At 37.8% G+C, this 17,109-nt stretch carries 17 protein-coding genes; 6 read left to right on the top strand and 11 right to left on the bottom strand.

What is annotated here, in order from left to right; genetic code table 11:
* Positions 1 to 78: 78 nt before the first annotated feature.
* The 8 genes from GLP24_RS16580 to GLP24_RS16545 form a co-directional block, all read right to left on the bottom strand.
* A complete protein-coding gene (locus tag GLP24_RS16580) occupies positions 79 to 2,508 on the bottom strand; it encodes a VirB4 family type IV secretion/conjugal transfer ATPase (RefSeq protein WP_232573357.1) in 2,430 nt (809 codons plus the stop codon).
* Positions 2,508 to 2,816, bottom strand: a complete 309-nt coding sequence (locus tag GLP24_RS16575; protein WP_065208822.1) for a type IV secretion system protein VirB3 — start codon at positions 2,814 to 2,816, stop codon at positions 2,508 to 2,510. Before GLP24_RS16575 ends, GLP24_RS16580 begins: the two co-directional genes overlap by 1 nt.
* A 60-nt stretch (positions 2,817 to 2,876) precedes the next feature.
* Positions 2,877 to 3,206, bottom strand: coding sequence for a TrbC/VirB2 family protein (locus tag GLP24_RS16570; protein ID WP_082960825.1), 330 nt, complete (start codon positions 3,204 to 3,206; stop codon positions 2,877 to 2,879).
* 292 nt (positions 3,207 to 3,498) lie between these two features.
* Positions 3,499 to 4,140 (bottom strand): hypothetical protein, encoded by a 642-nt coding sequence (locus GLP24_RS16565; protein WP_082960826.1) that lies wholly within the window; start codon positions 4,138 to 4,140, stop codon positions 3,499 to 3,501.
* A 201-nt stretch (positions 4,141 to 4,341) separates the two neighbouring features.
* Positions 4,342 to 4,536, bottom strand: a complete 195-nt coding sequence (locus tag GLP24_RS16560) for a hypothetical protein (protein WP_065208823.1) — start codon at positions 4,534 to 4,536, stop codon at positions 4,342 to 4,344.
* A gap of 16 nt (positions 4,537 to 4,552) precedes the next feature.
* Complete coding sequence (locus GLP24_RS16555) at positions 4,553 to 5,152, bottom strand: hypothetical protein (protein WP_065208824.1); 600 nt, start codon at positions 5,150 to 5,152, stop codon at positions 4,553 to 4,555.
* An 870-nt stretch (positions 5,153 to 6,022) separates the two neighbouring features.
* Positions 6,023 to 6,205: a TraY domain-containing protein gene (locus GLP24_RS16550; protein ID WP_065208826.1), complete on the bottom strand. Its 183-nt coding sequence runs from the start codon at positions 6,203 to 6,205 to the stop codon at positions 6,023 to 6,025.
* Positions 6,206 to 6,297: 92 nt separating this feature from the next.
* Positions 6,298 to 6,540, bottom strand: coding sequence for a helix-turn-helix transcriptional regulator (locus tag GLP24_RS16545; protein WP_107213152.1), 243 nt, complete (start codon positions 6,538 to 6,540; stop codon positions 6,298 to 6,300).
* A gap of 734 nt (positions 6,541 to 7,274) precedes the next feature.
* Between GLP24_RS16545 and GLP24_RS16540 the strand changes: the two genes are divergently transcribed.
* Both GLP24_RS16540 and GLP24_RS16535 read left to right on the top strand, forming a co-directional pair.
* The gene (locus GLP24_RS16540) at positions 7,275 to 8,117 is read left to right on the top strand and encodes a hypothetical protein (protein ID WP_065208964.1); all 843 of its coding nucleotides are present in this window, start codon (positions 7,275 to 7,277) and stop codon (positions 8,115 to 8,117) included.
* A 1,281-nt stretch (positions 8,118 to 9,398) separates the two neighbouring features.
* Positions 9,399 to 10,313: a hypothetical protein gene (locus GLP24_RS16535; RefSeq protein WP_156731423.1), complete on the top strand. Its 915-nt coding sequence runs from the start codon at positions 9,399 to 9,401 to the stop codon at positions 10,311 to 10,313.
* Between the two features lie 39 nt (positions 10,314 to 10,352).
* Here GLP24_RS16535 and GLP24_RS16530 read toward each other — a convergent pair whose 3' ends face one another.
* Positions 10,353 to 10,961, bottom strand: coding sequence for a DUF2913 family protein (locus GLP24_RS16530; RefSeq protein WP_082960843.1), 609 nt, complete (start codon positions 10,959 to 10,961; stop codon positions 10,353 to 10,355).
* 291 nt (positions 10,962 to 11,252) lie between these two features.
* Here GLP24_RS16530 and GLP24_RS16525 point away from each other — a divergent pair, with 291 nt between their 5' ends.
* Positions 11,253 to 11,633, top strand: coding sequence for a TnsD family Tn7-like transposition protein (locus GLP24_RS16525; RefSeq protein WP_232616285.1), 381 nt, complete (start codon positions 11,253 to 11,255; stop codon positions 11,631 to 11,633).
* A gap of 1 nt (position 11,634) precedes the next feature.
* On the opposite strand, the gene GLP24_RS16520 is transcribed toward GLP24_RS16525, so the two are convergent.
* Positions 11,635 to 12,579: an S-4TM family putative pore-forming effector gene (locus GLP24_RS16520; RefSeq protein ID WP_232616284.1), complete on the bottom strand. Its 945-nt coding sequence runs from the start codon at positions 12,577 to 12,579 to the stop codon at positions 11,635 to 11,637.
* Positions 12,557 to 13,546 carry a nucleotidyltransferase gene (locus GLP24_RS16515; RefSeq protein ID WP_232616283.1) on the bottom strand — a complete coding sequence of 330 codons (990 nt, stop codon included), beginning with the start codon at positions 13,544 to 13,546 and terminating at the stop codon, positions 12,557 to 12,559. The genes GLP24_RS16520 and GLP24_RS16515 overlap by 23 nt, the downstream gene beginning before the upstream one ends.
* Positions 13,547 to 13,668: 122 nt before the next feature.
* On the opposite strand from GLP24_RS16515, the gene GLP24_RS16510 reads away from it, so the two are divergent.
* Genes GLP24_RS16510 through GLP24_RS16500 form a run of 3 tightly spaced genes read left to right on the top strand, consistent with a single transcriptional unit; the run spans position 13,669 to position 17,028 of the window.
* The gene (locus GLP24_RS16510) at positions 13,669 to 14,262 is read left to right on the top strand and encodes a restriction endonuclease subunit S (RefSeq protein WP_232616282.1); all 594 of its coding nucleotides are present in this window, start codon (positions 13,669 to 13,671) and stop codon (positions 14,260 to 14,262) included.
* Between the two features lie 17 nt (positions 14,263 to 14,279).
* On the top strand, positions 14,280 to 15,797 hold the full coding sequence (locus GLP24_RS16505; RefSeq protein WP_232616281.1) for a type I restriction-modification system subunit M: 1,518 nt from the start codon (positions 14,280 to 14,282) through the stop codon (positions 15,795 to 15,797).
* Positions 15,787 to 17,028, top strand: a complete 1,242-nt coding sequence (locus GLP24_RS16500; RefSeq protein WP_232616280.1) for a restriction endonuclease subunit S — start codon at positions 15,787 to 15,789, stop codon at positions 17,026 to 17,028. The genes GLP24_RS16505 and GLP24_RS16500 overlap by 11 nt, the downstream gene beginning before the upstream one ends.
* The last annotated feature ends 81 nt before the right edge of the window (positions 17,029 to 17,109 follow it).

Genomic DNA, 17,109 nt, shown 5'->3' with positions numbered 1-17,109 from the left:
AGGGCGGTTTATTGGGGGTGTGCGAGGTCGCACACGCTGTTAATAACAGTGCGAAGAATAAAATAATGACTTTCATTGTTACTCCGTGATAACGGCTTTTGATTTAGCTTTGTGGGCTTTTACTTTGGCAAGAAATACGGGTATCCAATCGCTCGGATTGTTACCCACTTCTTCAATCGCTTCGTCAAAGAGAGGGAGTTCTTTTGTGCCAGCAGAGAGCAGCGTCAGTTCGTCTTTCATGTTAGGCATAGCAAGAGAACAAATGGCAGAGTTCTTACCTTGTTTGATTAAACATAATCGGCTTTTTTCACCGAGTGACTTAACCACATCAAACTCTTTTTCTGACAGTCCGAAACCATTGATGTATTCACTTCGTACCGCTTTAGGATTCGGTAAATAGATTTCCGTTGAGCATGATTGCACCAATGCCGCCCCTTGAGGAGAATCGAGCAGTGACGAGGGTAATTGCGTAGCAAAAACGCCTAGGCCATTCTGTTTACGAATGGTGAGTTGTTTATTACCCACAAATTCAGAAAATGCCGCATCATTTACCCATTTCCACGCTTCATCCATGACGTACATAAAGCGACGACCATCAATGATTTCATCCATGCGGTGCAGTAAGTAGAGAGAAATTGGTGTGCGCACATCATTATTGTCAAGAAAATCAGTACCATCAATACCGATATTTGTAGTGATATTAAAATCAAGTTCGTCGATAGGGTTATCAAAAACCCATCCGAACTCACCGCCTTGACACCATTTTTTAAGACGTAGTTTGATGCTACTTTGTATTTCATCCTTACTTGTCCCTGATGTCATATTTTGATAAACACCTGATAAGCGTTTTAGCGAAGCATTATCATTATTCATCACGGTATCAACAGCTTTGCTTATCACATCTTCATCCATCGGTGTGATGGGATATTGCGGACTTTCTATTAGCAGTCGAACAAATTTCTTTAAGAACGCAACGTTACTTTTTGTTGATTGCATTTGAAACGGGTTAAATCCCGTAGGTTGACCATCTTTAATACGCAGATAATGCCCCCCAAGGGCGCGTATCATCACTTCTGCGCCACGGTCTTTATCAAAGAAGACGGTACTAAAGGGGGTGTTTTGTGCGTACTTTTGCGCCTGACAGTACAGTAAACCAAGCGTAACGGTCTTACCTGAACCCGTCATGCCAATCATGCGGGTGTTAGCTGCGACTTCATCCCCGTAGTTATCTTCCCCTGGTAAAGTGAAGTGAAAATTAAAAAAGAACGGGTGGCCTGATAAGGTTTTAAGGCGTGTGACGGCTTGCCCCCACGGGTTGCCGTCTTTTTTACCTATCAAGAAATTATGAAACGGGGCAAAACTGGCAAAGTTACGGCTAGTCAATCCAGCAACGCGTGGTCGATATTGCCAATTAGCGGGTAATTGTGCAAAGAACGCGGCATCGGTAGCAATAGAGATAGGCGCACTTAACATATCAATATCACTTAATATCTTTTGTGCATTGCTGCGGTGACGTTTAACTGCATCACGATCATCACCCATCACCATGAGTGAGAAGTGATACTCACCCATTGCAAATTGCCCATCAGTTAAATCATTTTTAGCGAGTGTTAACGCTGCAATTTGTGTATAGGCCCCATCACCAGAGCTGGATAATCGACGTTTACGTGTTTCAAGATAATTAGTAGCAATTTTTTTTGTAAAAAAACTGAAACTTTGCGTGAGGATAAATTCATAATCCACATAGAGTAATTGATCGAACATACCCGTTACGCTGTCATTGCAATACTCCTTTATATCTACACCCTGTAGATATTTACGTTGACCGTTACAGTGTAATTCAATGGTATCAGTATCAATGGCAACACGGGCATTACCAATAGCGGTACTGATTTCACCACAGGGTTTTCTAATGGGTTGCCACAGTCCTGTTAACAAGTAATTGATAAAGGTCAGCGGTTCTGAAATGTGACCCTTTATAGAGAGGGCCGAAATTTTATAATCTTCAAGGTTAGCTTCAAGACGGTGACAATATTGGTCAAAATCACTTAATCGTAAGCGTATTTTTTTCTTAATCGCATCAATATTGGTTTGTACTTTTTTCTTTATGGCATGGGTTTCATCACGCTGTACTACCGTAAGGTATAATTCATTTACCATGATGGATTCACCAAACGAGGCATTATAACAATGATCAAAGTGTTGGCTGAACGCATCGTTAAATTGACTGTTCATTGACGCATTTATTTTTCGACGAATAATGTGTGACCATAAACTGATGTTGTTTTCGCTTAATCCTTTATACAAACTGTTTAAACGATTATGCGCTAACGTTAAATCATCATTATCTTTCGTTTCAAACGATGTACCGTCAAGTTTAAAAATACGCACTAATGCACCATCTTTAGTGATTAATGTATTTTCATTTAAGTGACTTGAGTACGGGATAAATTGAGCAAGAGGGCATTCTTTATTAATAGCATCAAAATATTTAGGTTGAGCAACCATTATTTACCTCTTTTTTTATAATCTATTGGATTGTATACAGTGACACCATAGAATTGACGATTACGATTATTGCGACGACATTTAAACTTCAACCATAATAAATTAAACATACCATCGTCGAATTTAGTAATAATACGCATTGCAATGTAATTAGGTAATAATAAAAACAAACCCCACAAACCACCGCCAAAATAATTAATCCACATTGATATGAAGATAATGACGATACTGACAGCCATTAATGGGATCATAGGGACAGAAAAAATCATAGCAGGGCGAGTACACGCTTTATAAATAGGCTCAGACATAACATGTTCCTAATAGGCTGGTATTCAAACAGCCTTGCTGTTTGAATACCATTAGACAAATTACCCTACTAAATAACCTGCGATTTCAGCACCGCCACCGATAAATAATCCACCCATTAGGATTTTTCCACATTCACGTGCATCCCATTGTGTGAAAATAACCTTATAGCCTACGACCATAACGGCGACTGTCACGGTAACAATAGCGGCACCACTTAAAATACTTTTAAGATTTTCCATAAAACTATTAACCTTATCAAGGCCGCCAGCAGCATGAGCCATGTCAGGGAATAACATCATGCAAGTAGCGATAATGATAAATAAAAACAGGTTCATGTTTTTAGGTGCAATAAAAGTAGTAGGGGTATTGTTTTTAAATGTATTGTTCATAACGAAGTTCTTTATTTAATGAGAAATAAAAGTGAAGTGATATGCACCATGCACATCGAAATAAAAACGAAAAATGATGTTATCGTTTTTATTGCGATAAGTATGAGATTAATGTGTGTTCGTTAAATAAAATAAATGAGTATAAATATTAAAAGTTCAAACATTACGATGGGTGTAATGAGTTCATCGAAATTCATAATGTTTTTTAGAAATAAAATAAGCCCGAGGTTTATTGTAATGATACCAATTGAAATAATAATTTCATTGTGAAAATTAACCAATTCAAAACATCCTATTTTTTTTGTTTAATCGTTTCTATTAATGTTTGTATTTCATCGACTGTAGGAATATTTAATCTAGAGTTATTTAGAGGCTGTTGATATTCATTTAAAAGATAAAGAGCAGTTTCTAATGATTGAATAAGTGTTATCGCTGTTACTTCCTCATTAATTGCGTCTTGTGCTATATGTTCAATAACATCATTAGTGCGACAAGCCACTTTAATAATGTCAACGTGTTGTTGTGTCTTTTCTATATCAAAAAGTAACGCCTCAGCAATAAGGCTACGAATACGAATAACGTTAAAAGCAAGCGTATTTAGATCAACATTACTATTAAAATACGTAATGACAAGTTCAAAAGTTTCATTTTCGATTGATTCTATTTTTGCCATGTAGCCTTGAATTTTTCGCCATGTATTTATTGTATAACCCATAGCAAATGCGCCACAACCTAGCGGAATAACAATACTGAATAAGACTAAAACAAAATTTTCAATGATAATGAGGTGCTGGAACAATAATGGGGAAATTGTCGCGAGTGCAATAATTACGAATATTCGGCAATAGCAAAAAAACACATCAACTTTTAATCGCTTTATAACTCTTCTTTTTAAATCTATTTTTGATTGAATACGTTCGACTTCTTTATTCATATGTGCGCCTGTTAGTAAATAGAAAGAGGAATGCAGAACTGCACCTAATAATAACGCTTAATTAAAATAGTTTGAGTATAACTTCGACTAAGTATTATTTTGATGCAGTTCTGTAAACTGATGTGATTGCTCATTTTTAATATCATGGGTTCGCTACGCTCAGCAATGACATTAAAAATCGAGCTTACTAATGGTGAAATACTAATTAGAGATATGATGTGACACTATCTTATTAATAACTTTAGGTTTGTCTTTATTCAGTTCATGGCGTAGCATTATTTTTGCTTTTTCGTTTGGCATCCACATTACATGAAACCAACCGAATTGAATGGCCTTAAATTGTGGTTTTATTGTTTTAGTTATAGCAATATTTAATGTGGCCGCAAAAAATAACATGATACTTCCCTTTTCATTATCTGAATTTTTGTGCGTAACGAACAGCGCGTTTGTAATCAATAAAAGACGTCCAATTATCGAGTGTTAATTCTTTTTTGATACGCTTTTCTGCGGCCACAAAAGAAAATAGCCCTTTACGATTAATTAAGTTGGTTAATGGATCTTGATTAAACCATTTTAAATAGGCGGTCTTTGCTTGTGTCTTTCCGTTACCTAATGTGATTGAATCAGGAACGCGAATTAAAGCCGCAAACGCTACATCACTACTCACGTGCGGTTTAGGACAATGACCGCATGAAGTCATGACGGTTATATCTAAACATTCAATATCTTCAATGCCTAAATAAATGGTTTTATTACCATCAAGATGAATAAGCCATTTATTAAGGGATTCTAATATATGGCGTTTAATTTCATTCTTAGGGAATTTTAAAAATGGTTGTGGTTTATAGACCCCGTAAACGAGTTTAAAAGGAATACTTTCATCTTCTTGCGGTGGCTCACTTTCTTGGAGTTTATCAGGACCACCATACAGTGCGTGTAATTCATTAGCATCAACAAGAAATTGATAAGGCTCTGCGTGTTCATTGCTATAATCAAGGAGTGCGTATTGCATATTTTAATATCCTATTGTTACTAATAAAAAAGTGACAGTTAGCGACAGCCACAATGTCGTGTAGCGACAGTAGTGAGTATGGGTAATTGAATCATTAACAGCTTTCCACGCTGAACTAATCTCTGCTAATAATAGCTACATGCGAGAACGTTGCGTTACATGCCCCACTTTTAAAGGCAGTGAGATTATTACCTTTTTTGACTACTCATTTTGTAAGAGTAATTTGTAAATTGTTTTGTTAAGACAAAACAAGAAATAAAAAACGCACTAAATAAATAGTGCGGCATCAAGTGATGCTATTCAGTTGGCTAGTTCAAACTTGATACAGAGAAATTATACTTTTTTTCGAGTCTATGAATTGTTTCCAATTTCTATTGGTCATAGTCATATTATTTACTTTTCGTAGAAAACGGTTTAACGATTTAATTGAACGTGGGTCTGGATTTACAGGGTATTTCTTTTTTATAGTGTATTTTATTTTTGGATTTAATAAGCTTACTTTTAGCGGTTCAATATTTTGGTTCTCGTCAGAAAGTAACGCAGAAAAAATAATTCCGTCTTTAACTTCCGCAATAAAATGTATCTTTAGGATTTTACAATCATTAAACGATTTGTCGCATAATTGTTTTAATCCGCGGCACTGCGCAAAATCCTCATATGAAATTAACGCGTACATTATTTTTAACATAAGGATTGTTCTCCATTCAATCAACTTTGAGATGTTATCAACATGTCGAAATTGATTTGAGATCACGTATTCCCACGCCTAGCAGCAATGGTCACCGCCCGTGATGGCGGTAGTGTAGTTTTTCTTGGGCTACCCTGCCCGCGCTCTACGGGCGCTCAGGTGAATAGTTTCTTTAATATTTTTTATGAGGCTATGAAATTTTTATTGTTAATTAGATGATCTTCAATTCTTGTCGTAACCTCACTTCTTCTACTTCTTTTAGAACGGAAACAAGCATTCAATAAATTTTCAGCATGTTTACCTTTAAGAGTAATGGTTACAGTAATATTATTTTCATTAGGGAATGAATCCTCTATTTTAGTCATTTAAAAATTCCTTTCTTATTTGTTCTATATAATTATGCCTTTAAGATATTAAAAAAAGAAGCTAGGAAAATCCTAGCCTCTTGATGAATATATTAATCTATAAGATTTGTTATTATCCTCATGAAGTATATGGCTCTAATTTCACTTGATTTACTACAATTAAATTTGATACGAATTTCTGATAAATGTTTTTCTATTGTTGTTCTTGAACAATTTAATTCATCTTCAATAATTTTTGCACTTTTACCTAATGAGTAATGTACTAAAACGATAAATTGTTTCGTTGTTAAATCAGGAAAAATTTTTTGGTGCATGTTATTATGATATTCAGTCATCGAGATTACCCTCTCATATGATTAGTGGTTGATAGAAAGGGGATTTTCTATTAACCACGACAATGAATGATACACTTACAGTAGCACTGTAAGACAGATTATATAGCATAACTGTAAGACAGAGAAGGGTGGCAGTGAAAAAATATAATCCATCAACAACATCAAAAAGCATATCTATTACATTCAGATGCCCCAAAGAGCTAAAGATAGAAATAGATAAGAAAATTAATGAGTTAAATCATAATAAGAGTGCAAAATTAACACAGACTGATTGGATTGTATCCATATTGAAAAGTGAAATAGAAAAAGATCAAAAAGATCTAAATTAGTATGTTTTTGAAGCTTTACTTTTTTATCTTATCAGTTATAATTTTAGAATATTCGATAGCGAAGTGCATTACATAGCACGCTACTACATAGTTTTTTATGTAGTGTATTTTTCGAATTAGAGTGTGTTGAGCTTCCAACTTGACTAAATAGCATTCGCAGCAGAGCCTGAATTTCCAGAGGATTCAGGCTTTTTTGTATCTGTCTTACAGACATGTTGTTTTTAAAATCATTTAGATGTATATTAATTCTAACGTTAGGCGTGGAACCCTAATAAAACTTATACTCTGGAATAATTATGAATACCAAAATCCTCTGCTGCACGGAGCAGCTACTCAGACATAGTACCCATTCACATGACGATAGATCATTAATTGATCAATATGTTTATGATGAGGGCGTGTCTCATGTCAACATCTAAGCATAAGCATCCTAAAAATAAATCTAAATCTAAGCGTGATGTATCTGCTCGTCAGTTAGTTGTCGAACAACGTATTACACAGCTTGGCTCTCAAAAAAAGAACGAATCAGGTAAAGCAAAATTTCCGTATTGCACAAAGCGGTTATTACTTGCGTTCGCTCGCTTTATTGATAACCCCCATTGTTACAGCGGTCAGCTTCATGATTTGTACTATTGCCAATCCACTGTTTACGGATTACAAACACGCCAGCGTGAAACGTGTGTTAAGGTAATGGTGGCCATGTGTTGTGATCTCGAAGTTGAAACTTATCAAATAGGTAAACCTAAACTAGAGTACATGGATACAATCACCCACAACACAATCATTAAAAATTATGAAAAGTGTTGGGGCGAAACTATTTGTGAAAAGCGTTATTACCATGCTATTAAGCTGTTTAAAATGGCTGATTTCTTGGTTATTGATGCCGTGTATCTACAAGATCGTGATCTTTTAGCAAATTTAGATCTAAAAGATGAAGACCTACCACGGGTGTATTCAAAACCTGCTTATAAAACCGTGACACAAAAATTCATTAATATTTTTGGCCTTGATAATGACGAAGATGTAAAAAAATCTAAGTTACGCTCTATTGCTAACCGTATGAAAAAGGGCTTAAAAACCTTGTGGGTACGTTATGAAGCATTTAGTGATGCGTATGTATGGAAAAAGCGCCAGTGTCCAACTGTCACGCGTACAGATAAGACAACACAGCAACCATGTGACCGTTATCCACAAGGCCGAGTGATTAAACCGTCTATCTTTGGTGGTAACTACACCACCGAACACTAATCCCCTCTTTAATATAACATGCCGCTTAACTGCGGATTTTGTCGTACCTATAATAAATTGGCGTTTAAAAAACAGCCAATAACTATATTTTTAGTATCAATATTAGGACTCGATGATTCATTTTAAGGTCAAATCTGATCATTAAGATCGTTGTTGTGGATAAGTATGTTTATATAATAAAAAAACGAAAGTATGAAAAAACATTATGAAATGCTAGAGGTTCTTTAGTCTCTATTTCATAGAGATAGGTTAGTAGATATATAAATATATCTATTGTTTAGAAAAGGACTTCGTCCAAAAATACCTCCCATTCAATGACCCACCTCTTTCTATCACCCAACATCACAGGACATTGAACGGGCCCCATCGAGGCACATAAAAAAACATTAACCCCATTACCCTTACTTAATCTGAAAATAATAGAACCTGTGATATCTTCCTTTTGTCATTCGACAGGAAAAGCCGGTATTTATATCTACCTTTCGCAAAGAGCATGCCTAGCAGGAAGGTAAGTTTTTATTTTCCCCTCAAATACGTCGATAAAACGAACGTACAACGGTTATTTTAGGTTTTGTGGTAGTAGGCTTAATATATTTCGCTACGCTCAATATAAGAGCGTACAGAAGCAATAAAGAATGAGTAGCATTATATCTAAAATTTTAATAGTTACGTTGTCACATAAGCATGACTGATAATCACTTGAAAAACTGATCCTTTGACGATTTTTCTATTGTCTGGTATTACCGTTATCACTTAATTAATGCCATTAACTAGGTGATATTCATGATCTGTAACTTCATAGGTAATTTATTCCCTCTCTTTTGTTGAATAAGTCATTTGTTCCGGCTTCATGTGGACAAGCATTGATAACGAAAAAGCGTGTTATCAACACATTGACCACAATCGCCAAATACCCCCCTCAATATCACGTCACCTTTCCGCTCCGCGTTTAACAATATTTTTCATTTTATTTTCTGTATTGCTCTCTGTTGGATTTTTTTGATTTGTCTTACTTAAGTATGGTTTTTTTATTTCATGCCCGCTACGGCTGTTTTAGGTGGATTAAAATTGATTTTTGAGGTGTTTATAATGTTGGTTATTCCGTTTTATTACACATGCAGCTTTACAGTTTGCGTAATTCATTTTACAATGGTGTAAAGTGTAAAATAACTGGGATTAATGATGAAAACACCTTCAGATATAAAAACGCAAGTCGTACAGGTATGCGAAACGTTACACTTGCGTGATGATATGGAGTTAAAAAAAATTACGGGCCGACTTGTGGCTAAAGAGACAGATTTCTCACATACAGCAGTTATGCCTTATGTTAATGAATGGCGAGAAGAACAATATAGAAAGGAATCTGAAGCATTAAAACAAACATCAATGAGTGAGGTTTTGGTTAAAGCGTTACATGAAGAAATCACTACTCGAATGCTTTCTCTGAATACACTTCGTGATGATGAAATGGCCGTTAACCGTATAGAGCTTGAAGATACCCAGCAGATTGCGGAAGAACTTCTTCAAGGCCATGACGTACTGGAGCAGAAATTAAAAGATATAACAGCTAAATATAGTCAGTTAGAACAAGCGTTTTCGATAAAAACACAAGAGGTGATTGATCTAAACGTGACATTGTCACAGGTTATCTCTGAAAAAGAAGAAGAAAAGAAAGCGGCTGAGCGTATCTATACTGAGCTTGAGATGAAGTTGATAGAACAAACCAACCACTATAAACAAGCGATAACTGAGTTAAAAACGGAACAGACTCAACGCATGACTGAGTTAAATCAGGATCATCATCATAGTATTGAAGAATTAAAACAGTCACATTCTGACATTCAAGAACAATTACGTGCTGATATTGACAAATTATCCAATAACTTAAGTACCATGACAGCGCAATCTTCCTCTCAATCTGAAACGATTGGTCAGCTACGTGCTGAACTTGAAAATAAAGCGTCTCTGAAATCAACATTGGATGTTCTTACTATTGAAAATAGAGAGCTTGAAATTAAACTTCATGCGGCTCAACAAAGTGTACAGTCAGCATCGTTGAATGTATCAAAACTTGAGGTAGAACTTCTTGATCATAAAGAGCAAAGAAATAAAGCTCAGACAGATCTAGTTCAGGTTAACGAGAACTATCATTTATTAAATGAAAAGTATGTAGATTTACTGTCTAAAAAACACTAGAGATTATGAGTAACATCATTTTAAGGCTGTAATACGTAGTTACAGCCTATGCGTGTTATTTTTGTCTATTGGGTGTAATAAAATATGTGCTTGTTGATTATCAGCGTTGTATTCTTTTATTTCTGCAATGAATAACGATGTGTTATTAATCAACGCTAATAACATGTCAGGCGTGTTTTTCTCAAATTGAATACACAGCGAGATTGGCGCAATTTGTTGGCCGTCAAGTTCAAAACAATTCTCTATATGATCTTTGATGATATAGATGACCTCTTTTTCGGTTGGTTTATCATTATCAAATAATCGTGAATCAAAGCCATGATCATCAAATAAATGATTCAATAAATCATAAAGGTGTTGTGCCCCATTCATTTTATCTTTGTACTCCATCGCCATTTTTCTAAGTTCATTTAATTTAGCCTCAATATTGCCTCCTGGTCGTTGACCTATCAAGGCCATTCTTTTTATATCACCTTTGATTGTTTTATAGCGTAAGTCTTTAATTTTAGGTTTTAAAAAGCGATTGAGAATAGTGTTTCGTTGTGCAATCGGTACAAATCGTTCTGTGGTTGCTATCTGGCAATATAAATGAAGTAGTGCGTTATCAATGACTGACGATAGTTGTTGATAGTATTGAGCTTTAGACAAAGAGATAGCCTTTCTAACCAAACTTAATAGAGCGCATATTATACCATTTTGATTTTATCCATCGTAGAGGATTGTTTATCAGAGTGGTTTCGTATGAGTTGGTTTCTTTGAATGGTCTGTTATAGGTGGTTTCTTAAATGCAGTAATGCGGGTTGAGAGGCAATGTGAACTGGTTTTGTTGGGGTATACCTAAACGACCGCAGTAATCACAGAACAACAAGGCATAAAGAGGTCATAGTGTAGAGCAAGAAAGGTCATCTAACTGGGTGCTACTTAAAGCGCTTGGCAATAATGCATGGAATCAAATTAAACCTGAAACCAAAACAGTTAAATGAGGCCCTCAAACATAGAATCATCAGGCTCGCTCGATTAGGTGTGCACCGACTTAGAATCTCGCAAGTTTGCTGCATCGGGATTGGTTCGATTGAACAAGCGATCGCTAGTGTTTCTGGGTTAGTGGAGTGGCGCAAACAATGTCACTGGGAGTCGAAAAGGCGTTGTTATCGAGTTCAGGTTCAGCGATACAGGCAAAGATGTCCTGATGCTCTACGTCGTGATATTAAGACTGACTGTAATGCAGCGTTTTTCTGGCTTTATGCAAATGACAGGGAATGGTTAGAGAATTCGCTACCCAGACCTACCAAGCCTTGTGGGCCCAGCAGGTTGGTATAGACTACTGCTTTTTGAATTCGGCTATAAGCGCATCCGTATCGACCAGCATGTTTCCTTCCATGCGCTCTCTGGATGCCTTATAAAGCCATTCAAAGATTGGCGTTGCTGATTGTCTGAAATTTTGCCAGTACATCATGTGCTGCTCGGTGAATAGCTCCACCTCTTTCAAATCTAGCTTGTCTGTGAGAAGGTTTCTCCATGTGACATGGCAGTCATATGTTAACTGCTCAGCTATTTTCGCGTTCTCTTTATTCGTTAACCATTCATCGATAACAACCGCCACAATGGGAGTGAATGGGCCCAAAACAAACACAATAAATCCCAATAATGTTTGATCGAAAAGTAATGATATGCAAATCGGAATGACGATACAGGCAACCAAAAGAAACGTTAGCAAATGTTGATAACGCTTCCGTAGCTCACTTTCCCAAGCAAAGGTTGAGTAGGTCGCTACTAACTTAGCCACCGGATATGGCACACTGCTCAAGTTTGATGACCACCAGGTCTCCAGTTGCCCTCGATCCTGAGGGGCTTGTCTCTCTCGATTCGCACTCAATTCAGCAACTCGACTTTTCGGAAGCTCTAAGTGTGATGGCTTTGTACCTACCTCCATGGTTAGATGATCATGCAAACGTTGGATAGTGCATCCAAGAGATTGCCATTTTGAGACAATGTACTTGCCAAAGGTGCTTATGAGAACGAATGCCAGTAGAGGCACAACCGTTAAATATGAGGGGTCAAATGGTGTTTTGTGGCCAGAAAAAACATAGATAGAAACGCTAGTCTGAACAACTGCTAGAAGCAGTGCTAAAGCCCAAATACAAGCCTTCCAGAACTTTGCACGATCGTAGGCGTATCGGAATGCCAATCCTGCCTCAACAGCAGGGCTCGTTTTTTGATTTGTTACAACACAACTCATAGGATTATCCATATTGTGGGAAGTCATTACCAAACACCTTGCGCCACTCTCCAATTGCTTTTTTGTGGTCTTCTTCTTTCTCAAACTCGCGAGCTGCTAGGGCTGTATTAAAATCTGTTTCCGCCTTTCGTGAAATTTTAGTCTTTTCGTCCCAAGATAAAGTGTTCAAATTTCCTTGAATTCCTTTTGGATCATTGACATTCCACCAAATGTTGTCCTTTATGTATTGAAGAACATTGATGATGTTGATGTCGACGAGCAGGCTTGCCTCGCCTTTTTCCGCAAAGTAATTAAGAACCAAATTCTCTAAGAGATAAGATGGCATTGAAGGCATCGTCGTTCTACGTTGCCAGTATTTAATTGCTCGGATCGCATTAAGCACATGACCACCACATTGCTGATTGATGTCAGTGACGCGCTGGCGATCTAGTCTTGGATCTGTCTTCATCCAATTACCGTTTCCATCAGGAATTAGGTAATAGGTCTTTCCATCGGCATCTTCAGTAGTAAAAAATGCTGGCACAATGTCGAAATTCCAGTCATAGCTTGTTAGCTTGAGTGTCGCGGCATTCTGATTTCGGTGTAAATCTGCACTTTCATAGTGGCTTATTGATGATAGTTCGCTGACAAAGCGGTTGATGATCTTGCGCGAGTTAAGGCGGTACGAATTATCGTGACGGTAATTTTTGTACTCAGGTGAGTCCGTCGGTGTATTAAGATAAACCGTGCCGTCGAAACTTTCTTCCCAAGTGCAGCCATGAGCTGAAAGAGTGAAAATCATATCAATGTCGTCCAATGGACGAATTTTCGTTCGACGAGCAAAAGAACCAAAACTGATATCTTTGTCGCTGAAAAGAGGGAAAAAATCACTTAAGCCAGCAATTTTTCCTTTCAAAAAATCACGGCTCGCACGGGCTGTGGTTGTCTTTGTACTATCGAGATTAACGGTATTGGCCATAAATTGAGTAAATGAGGCATTAACGGTTATTGGCATATTATCTCTCCATTTTTAGTGCATCATTCGATATGATGCTTTATTTTCCCTAGATTACGTTGACATTTTGTTCATAGTCAAGCATTATTTGTGCATCACATGACATGATGCAGGTTTATTTTTTGCTTGTAAGACTAAAAGAAATCGCAGAGGTTCGTTCTGGTCACTCTTTTCGAGGTTCGATAAAAGAAACCTTAGATGGGAATGGTTTTGTAATTCAGACCAGAGATCAAAGTGCAGACGGACGAATGGATTGGTCAAATCTTATTCGTACTGATGTTGCTGGGCGGAAAGAGCCTGAGTGGCTTCAAGCGGGCGATGTAATATTTGCTGCGCGTGGAATAAGAAACCTAGCGTCTTGGATATCAGAGAACGATTTGAGTGGCTTAGCATTGCCAGTGATCTGCTCGCCGCACTATTTTCAAATTCGTTTGGACTCAGCTACAGCGCTATTATCAGAGTTTCTTGCATGGCAACTCAATCAATCGGTAGCACAACGTTATTTTCAACAATCGGCCGAGGGAACCATGCAAGTGAGCATCCGACGTTCGGTCTTAGAGGAAACGCCAATCACCATTCCACCAATAGAAATACAACGTAAGGTGGTAGCTTTAAGCCAACGAGCGCATCGAGAAGAACAAATATATCAAGAACTAATTGAGTTACGACAGATGGAGATGCAAGCCATCGCCAATCATGTATTAAACGACAAATAAAAAATAAGAGATAGAAAATGCCAAACTCTAAAATCAACCAAGCCGACATCAATAAAACGGTATGGAGTGCCTGTGACACCTTCCGTGGTACGGTCGATCCATCGATCTACAAAGACTTCGTGCTAACTATGCTGTTCTTAAAGTACATCTCGGATGTGCGCCAAGACAAAGTCGAAGAGCTAACAGCGCAGTTTGGTGACAATCAAGCCATGATTGAAGCGATGCTGGCGAGTCAATCATTCAAAATTCCAACAGGATCAACATTTTGGGATCTGTATGAGCACCGTTTTGAAGCAGGTAACGGCTCTCGTATCGACCAAGCCTTACATGCGATTGAAGAAGAAAACGGCACCAAACTAAAAGGTGTGTTCCAAGACATTAGCTTTAACACCGATAAACTGGGTGATGAAAAGCAAAAGAACGACATTCTGCGTCACCTACTAGAAGACTTTGGTAAGCCAACCCTTAACCTACGCCCTAGCCGTGTCGGTTCATTGGATGTTATCGGTAATGCGTATGAGTTTTTAATCAAACACTTTGCGGCGAGCAGTGGTAAATCGGCAGGTGAATTCTATACCCCGCCAGAAGTATCGGATCTACTGTCTATCATTCTTGAGCCACAACAAGGCGATGAGATCTGTGATCCAGCTTGTGGTTCAGGCTCGCTATTGATGAAGTGTGGTAAGCAAATTCAAAAGAACTTTGGCGGCTCTAAGCAATACGCTTTGTTTGGTCAAGAAGCGATTGGCTCTACATGGTCACTGGCTAAAATGAACATGTTCCTGCATGGCGAAGACAACCACCGCATTGAATGGGGCGACACCATTCGTAACCCTAAGCTGCAAGATGCCAACGGTGGCTTACTGCACTTTGATGTGGTAACCGCAAACCCGCCGTTCTCATTAGATAAATGGGGACATGAAGATGCAGAAAGCGATCACTTTGGTCGTTTCCGCCGTGGTGTGCCACCAAAAACCAAAGGTGACTACGCTTTCATCTCGCACATGATCGAGACTTTAAAACCTGAAACTGGTCGTATGGGTGTGGTTGTACCTCATGGTGTGTTATTCCGTGCATCGAGTGAGGGTAAAATCCGTAAACAACTGATTGATGAAAACCTATTAGATACCGTGATTGGCTTACCTGAAAAACTGTTCTTTGGTACAGGCATTCCAGCCGCAATTCTGTTGTTCAAAAAGCATAAAACAGACAACAAGGTGCTGTTTATTGATGCCTCGCGTGAGTTTAAATCGGGCAAAAACCAGAACGTATTAACGAGCGATAACATTCAGAAGATTGTTGATACCTATCAGGCTCGTGAAACAACTGATAAATACTCATACCTTGCAACATTAGAAGAGATTGCGGAAAACGATTACAACCTCAACATTCCTCGTTACGTCGATACCTTTGAAGAAGAAGTAGAAATTGATTTGATGGCTGTGCGTAGTGAGCGTTTGGCGTTGCAAACTGAGCTAGCGGATCTTGAGTTTGAGATGGCGGGCTACCTGAAGGAGTTGGGTTATGGTGCCTAATGGTTGGGATATAAAGTCGATAGAAGATATTGCCGATGTAAAAGGTGGCAAGCGTTTACCCAAAGGTTATTTGCTTCAACCTGAGAATAATGGTCATCCATATATCAGAGTTACTGATATGTACGATGGTGGAGTTTGTACATCTTCAATTCAATACGTTCCGAAAGACGCGGTATCTGCAATTTCTCGTTACAAGATTTCAACGAAAGATATTTTTATAACTGTTGCAGGGACATTAGGAATTGTAGGAATAATTCCTCGTGAATTGGATGGCGCTAACCTAACTGAAAATGCAGATAAGCTAACTAACTTAAAAGTTGAACAAGGTTTCCTTTTAGAAATGCTTCGTTCTCCACTGGTGCAAAATCATATTGAAGCAGAGAAGACAACAAATGCTCAACCAAAGTTAGCATTAACTCGAATAAAAGGGTTCCAAATCCCTGTCCCCCCACTCCCAGAACAACGCAAAATCGCCCAAATTCTTTCGACATGGGATCGCGGTATTGCAACCACAGAAAAGCTGATTGATGCCAGCAAGCAACAGAAAAAAGCCTTAATGCAGCAGTTGTTGACGGGTAAAAAGCGTTTGGTTGATCCTGAAACGGGTAAAGCGTTTGAGGGGGAGTGGGAAGAGGTTAGGTTGGGTGATTGCTCTCAAGTAACATCTAGTAAACGAGTTTTAAAATCAGATTATGTTGTTACTGGAGTACCTTTTTATCGTTCAAAAGAAATAATTCTAAAAAGTAAAAATATTAAGCTCAAAGAGATACTTTATATATCTGATGAACAGTTTAATTCATTATCAAAGAAGCATGGGCGACCTGAAAAAGGGGATATTCTTATAACTGCCGTTGGCTCTTTGGGAGTTCCATATTTAGTTAAAGAAAAAGAAACATTTTATTTTAAAGATGGAAACTTGCTTTGGTTGAGAAAGATAAATGAGTTAGAAGGATCATTCCTTATTCACTATATGAAGAGTGAAATATTTCAAAATAAAATCGACTCAATTACAGGTGGATCAAGTCAAAAAGCACTGACAATAATTAAGCTAGCCACATTAACAGCCCCAAGACCTAGGATGGATGAACAACAAAAAATCGCTTCAGTGCTTACCGCTGCCGATAAAGACATCGAGTTGTTAGAAGCCAAGCTGGCGCATTTCAAGCAAGAGAAAAAGGCATTGATGCAACAGTTGTTAACAGGAAAACGTCGCGTCTCCCTGTCATCTTAGTGCTAATAATCACAGGGCTTGTGTGTGCAAGCCCTATCGTTCAGATAGGTTTACTGTATCCATTGAAACAAAGGACGTGAC

This window comes from Photobacterium carnosum (assembly GCF_021236965.1).
GTDB classification, from domain to species: Bacteria; Pseudomonadota; Gammaproteobacteria; order Enterobacterales; family Vibrionaceae; genus Photobacterium; species Photobacterium carnosum.
The sequence above is the reverse complement of the archived record's forward strand: the minus strand, read 5'-3'. Positions and strand labels throughout refer to the sequence as shown.

Bases quoted from the DNA above. Each gene is read 5' to 3' on its own strand.
- GLP24_RS16580 (WP_232573357.1), bottom strand. From the start codon at position 2,508: ATGGTTGCTCAACCTAAATATTTTGATGCTATTAATAAAGAATGCCCT.
- GLP24_RS16575 (WP_065208822.1), bottom strand. From the start codon at position 2,816: ATGTCTGAGCCTATTTATAAAGCGTGTACTCGCCCTGCTATGATTTTT.
- GLP24_RS16570 (WP_082960825.1), bottom strand. From the start codon at position 3,206: ATGAACAATACATTTAAAAACAATACCCCTACTACTTTTATTGCACCT.
- GLP24_RS16565 (WP_082960826.1), bottom strand. From the start codon at position 4,140: ATGAATAAAGAAGTCGAACGTATTCAATCAAAAATAGATTTAAAAAGA.
- GLP24_RS16560 (WP_065208823.1), bottom strand. From the start codon at position 4,536: ATGTTATTTTTTGCGGCCACATTAAATATTGCTATAACTAAAACAATA.
- GLP24_RS16555 (WP_065208824.1), bottom strand. From the start codon at position 5,152: ATGCAATACGCACTCCTTGATTATAGCAATGAACACGCAGAGCCTTAT.
- GLP24_RS16550 (WP_065208826.1), bottom strand. From the start codon at position 6,205: ATGACTAAAATAGAGGATTCATTCCCTAATGAAAATAATATTACTGTA.
- GLP24_RS16545 (WP_107213152.1), bottom strand. From the start codon at position 6,540: ATGACTGAATATCATAATAACATGCACCAAAAAATTTTTCCTGATTTA.
- GLP24_RS16540 (WP_065208964.1), top strand. From the start codon at position 7,275: ATGTCAACATCTAAGCATAAGCATCCTAAAAATAAATCTAAATCTAAG.
- GLP24_RS16525 (WP_232616285.1), top strand. From the start codon at position 11,253: ATGCATGGAATCAAATTAAACCTGAAACCAAAACAGTTAAATGAGGCC.
- GLP24_RS16520 (WP_232616284.1), bottom strand. From the start codon at position 12,579: ATGACTTCCCACAATATGGATAATCCTATGAGTTGTGTTGTAACAAAT.
- GLP24_RS16515 (WP_232616283.1), bottom strand. From the start codon at position 13,546: ATGCCAATAACCGTTAATGCCTCATTTACTCAATTTATGGCCAATACC.
- GLP24_RS16505 (WP_232616281.1), top strand. From the start codon at position 14,280: ATGCCAAACTCTAAAATCAACCAAGCCGACATCAATAAAACGGTATGG.
- GLP24_RS16500 (WP_232616280.1), top strand. From the start codon at position 15,787: ATGGTGCCTAATGGTTGGGATATAAAGTCGATAGAAGATATTGCCGAT.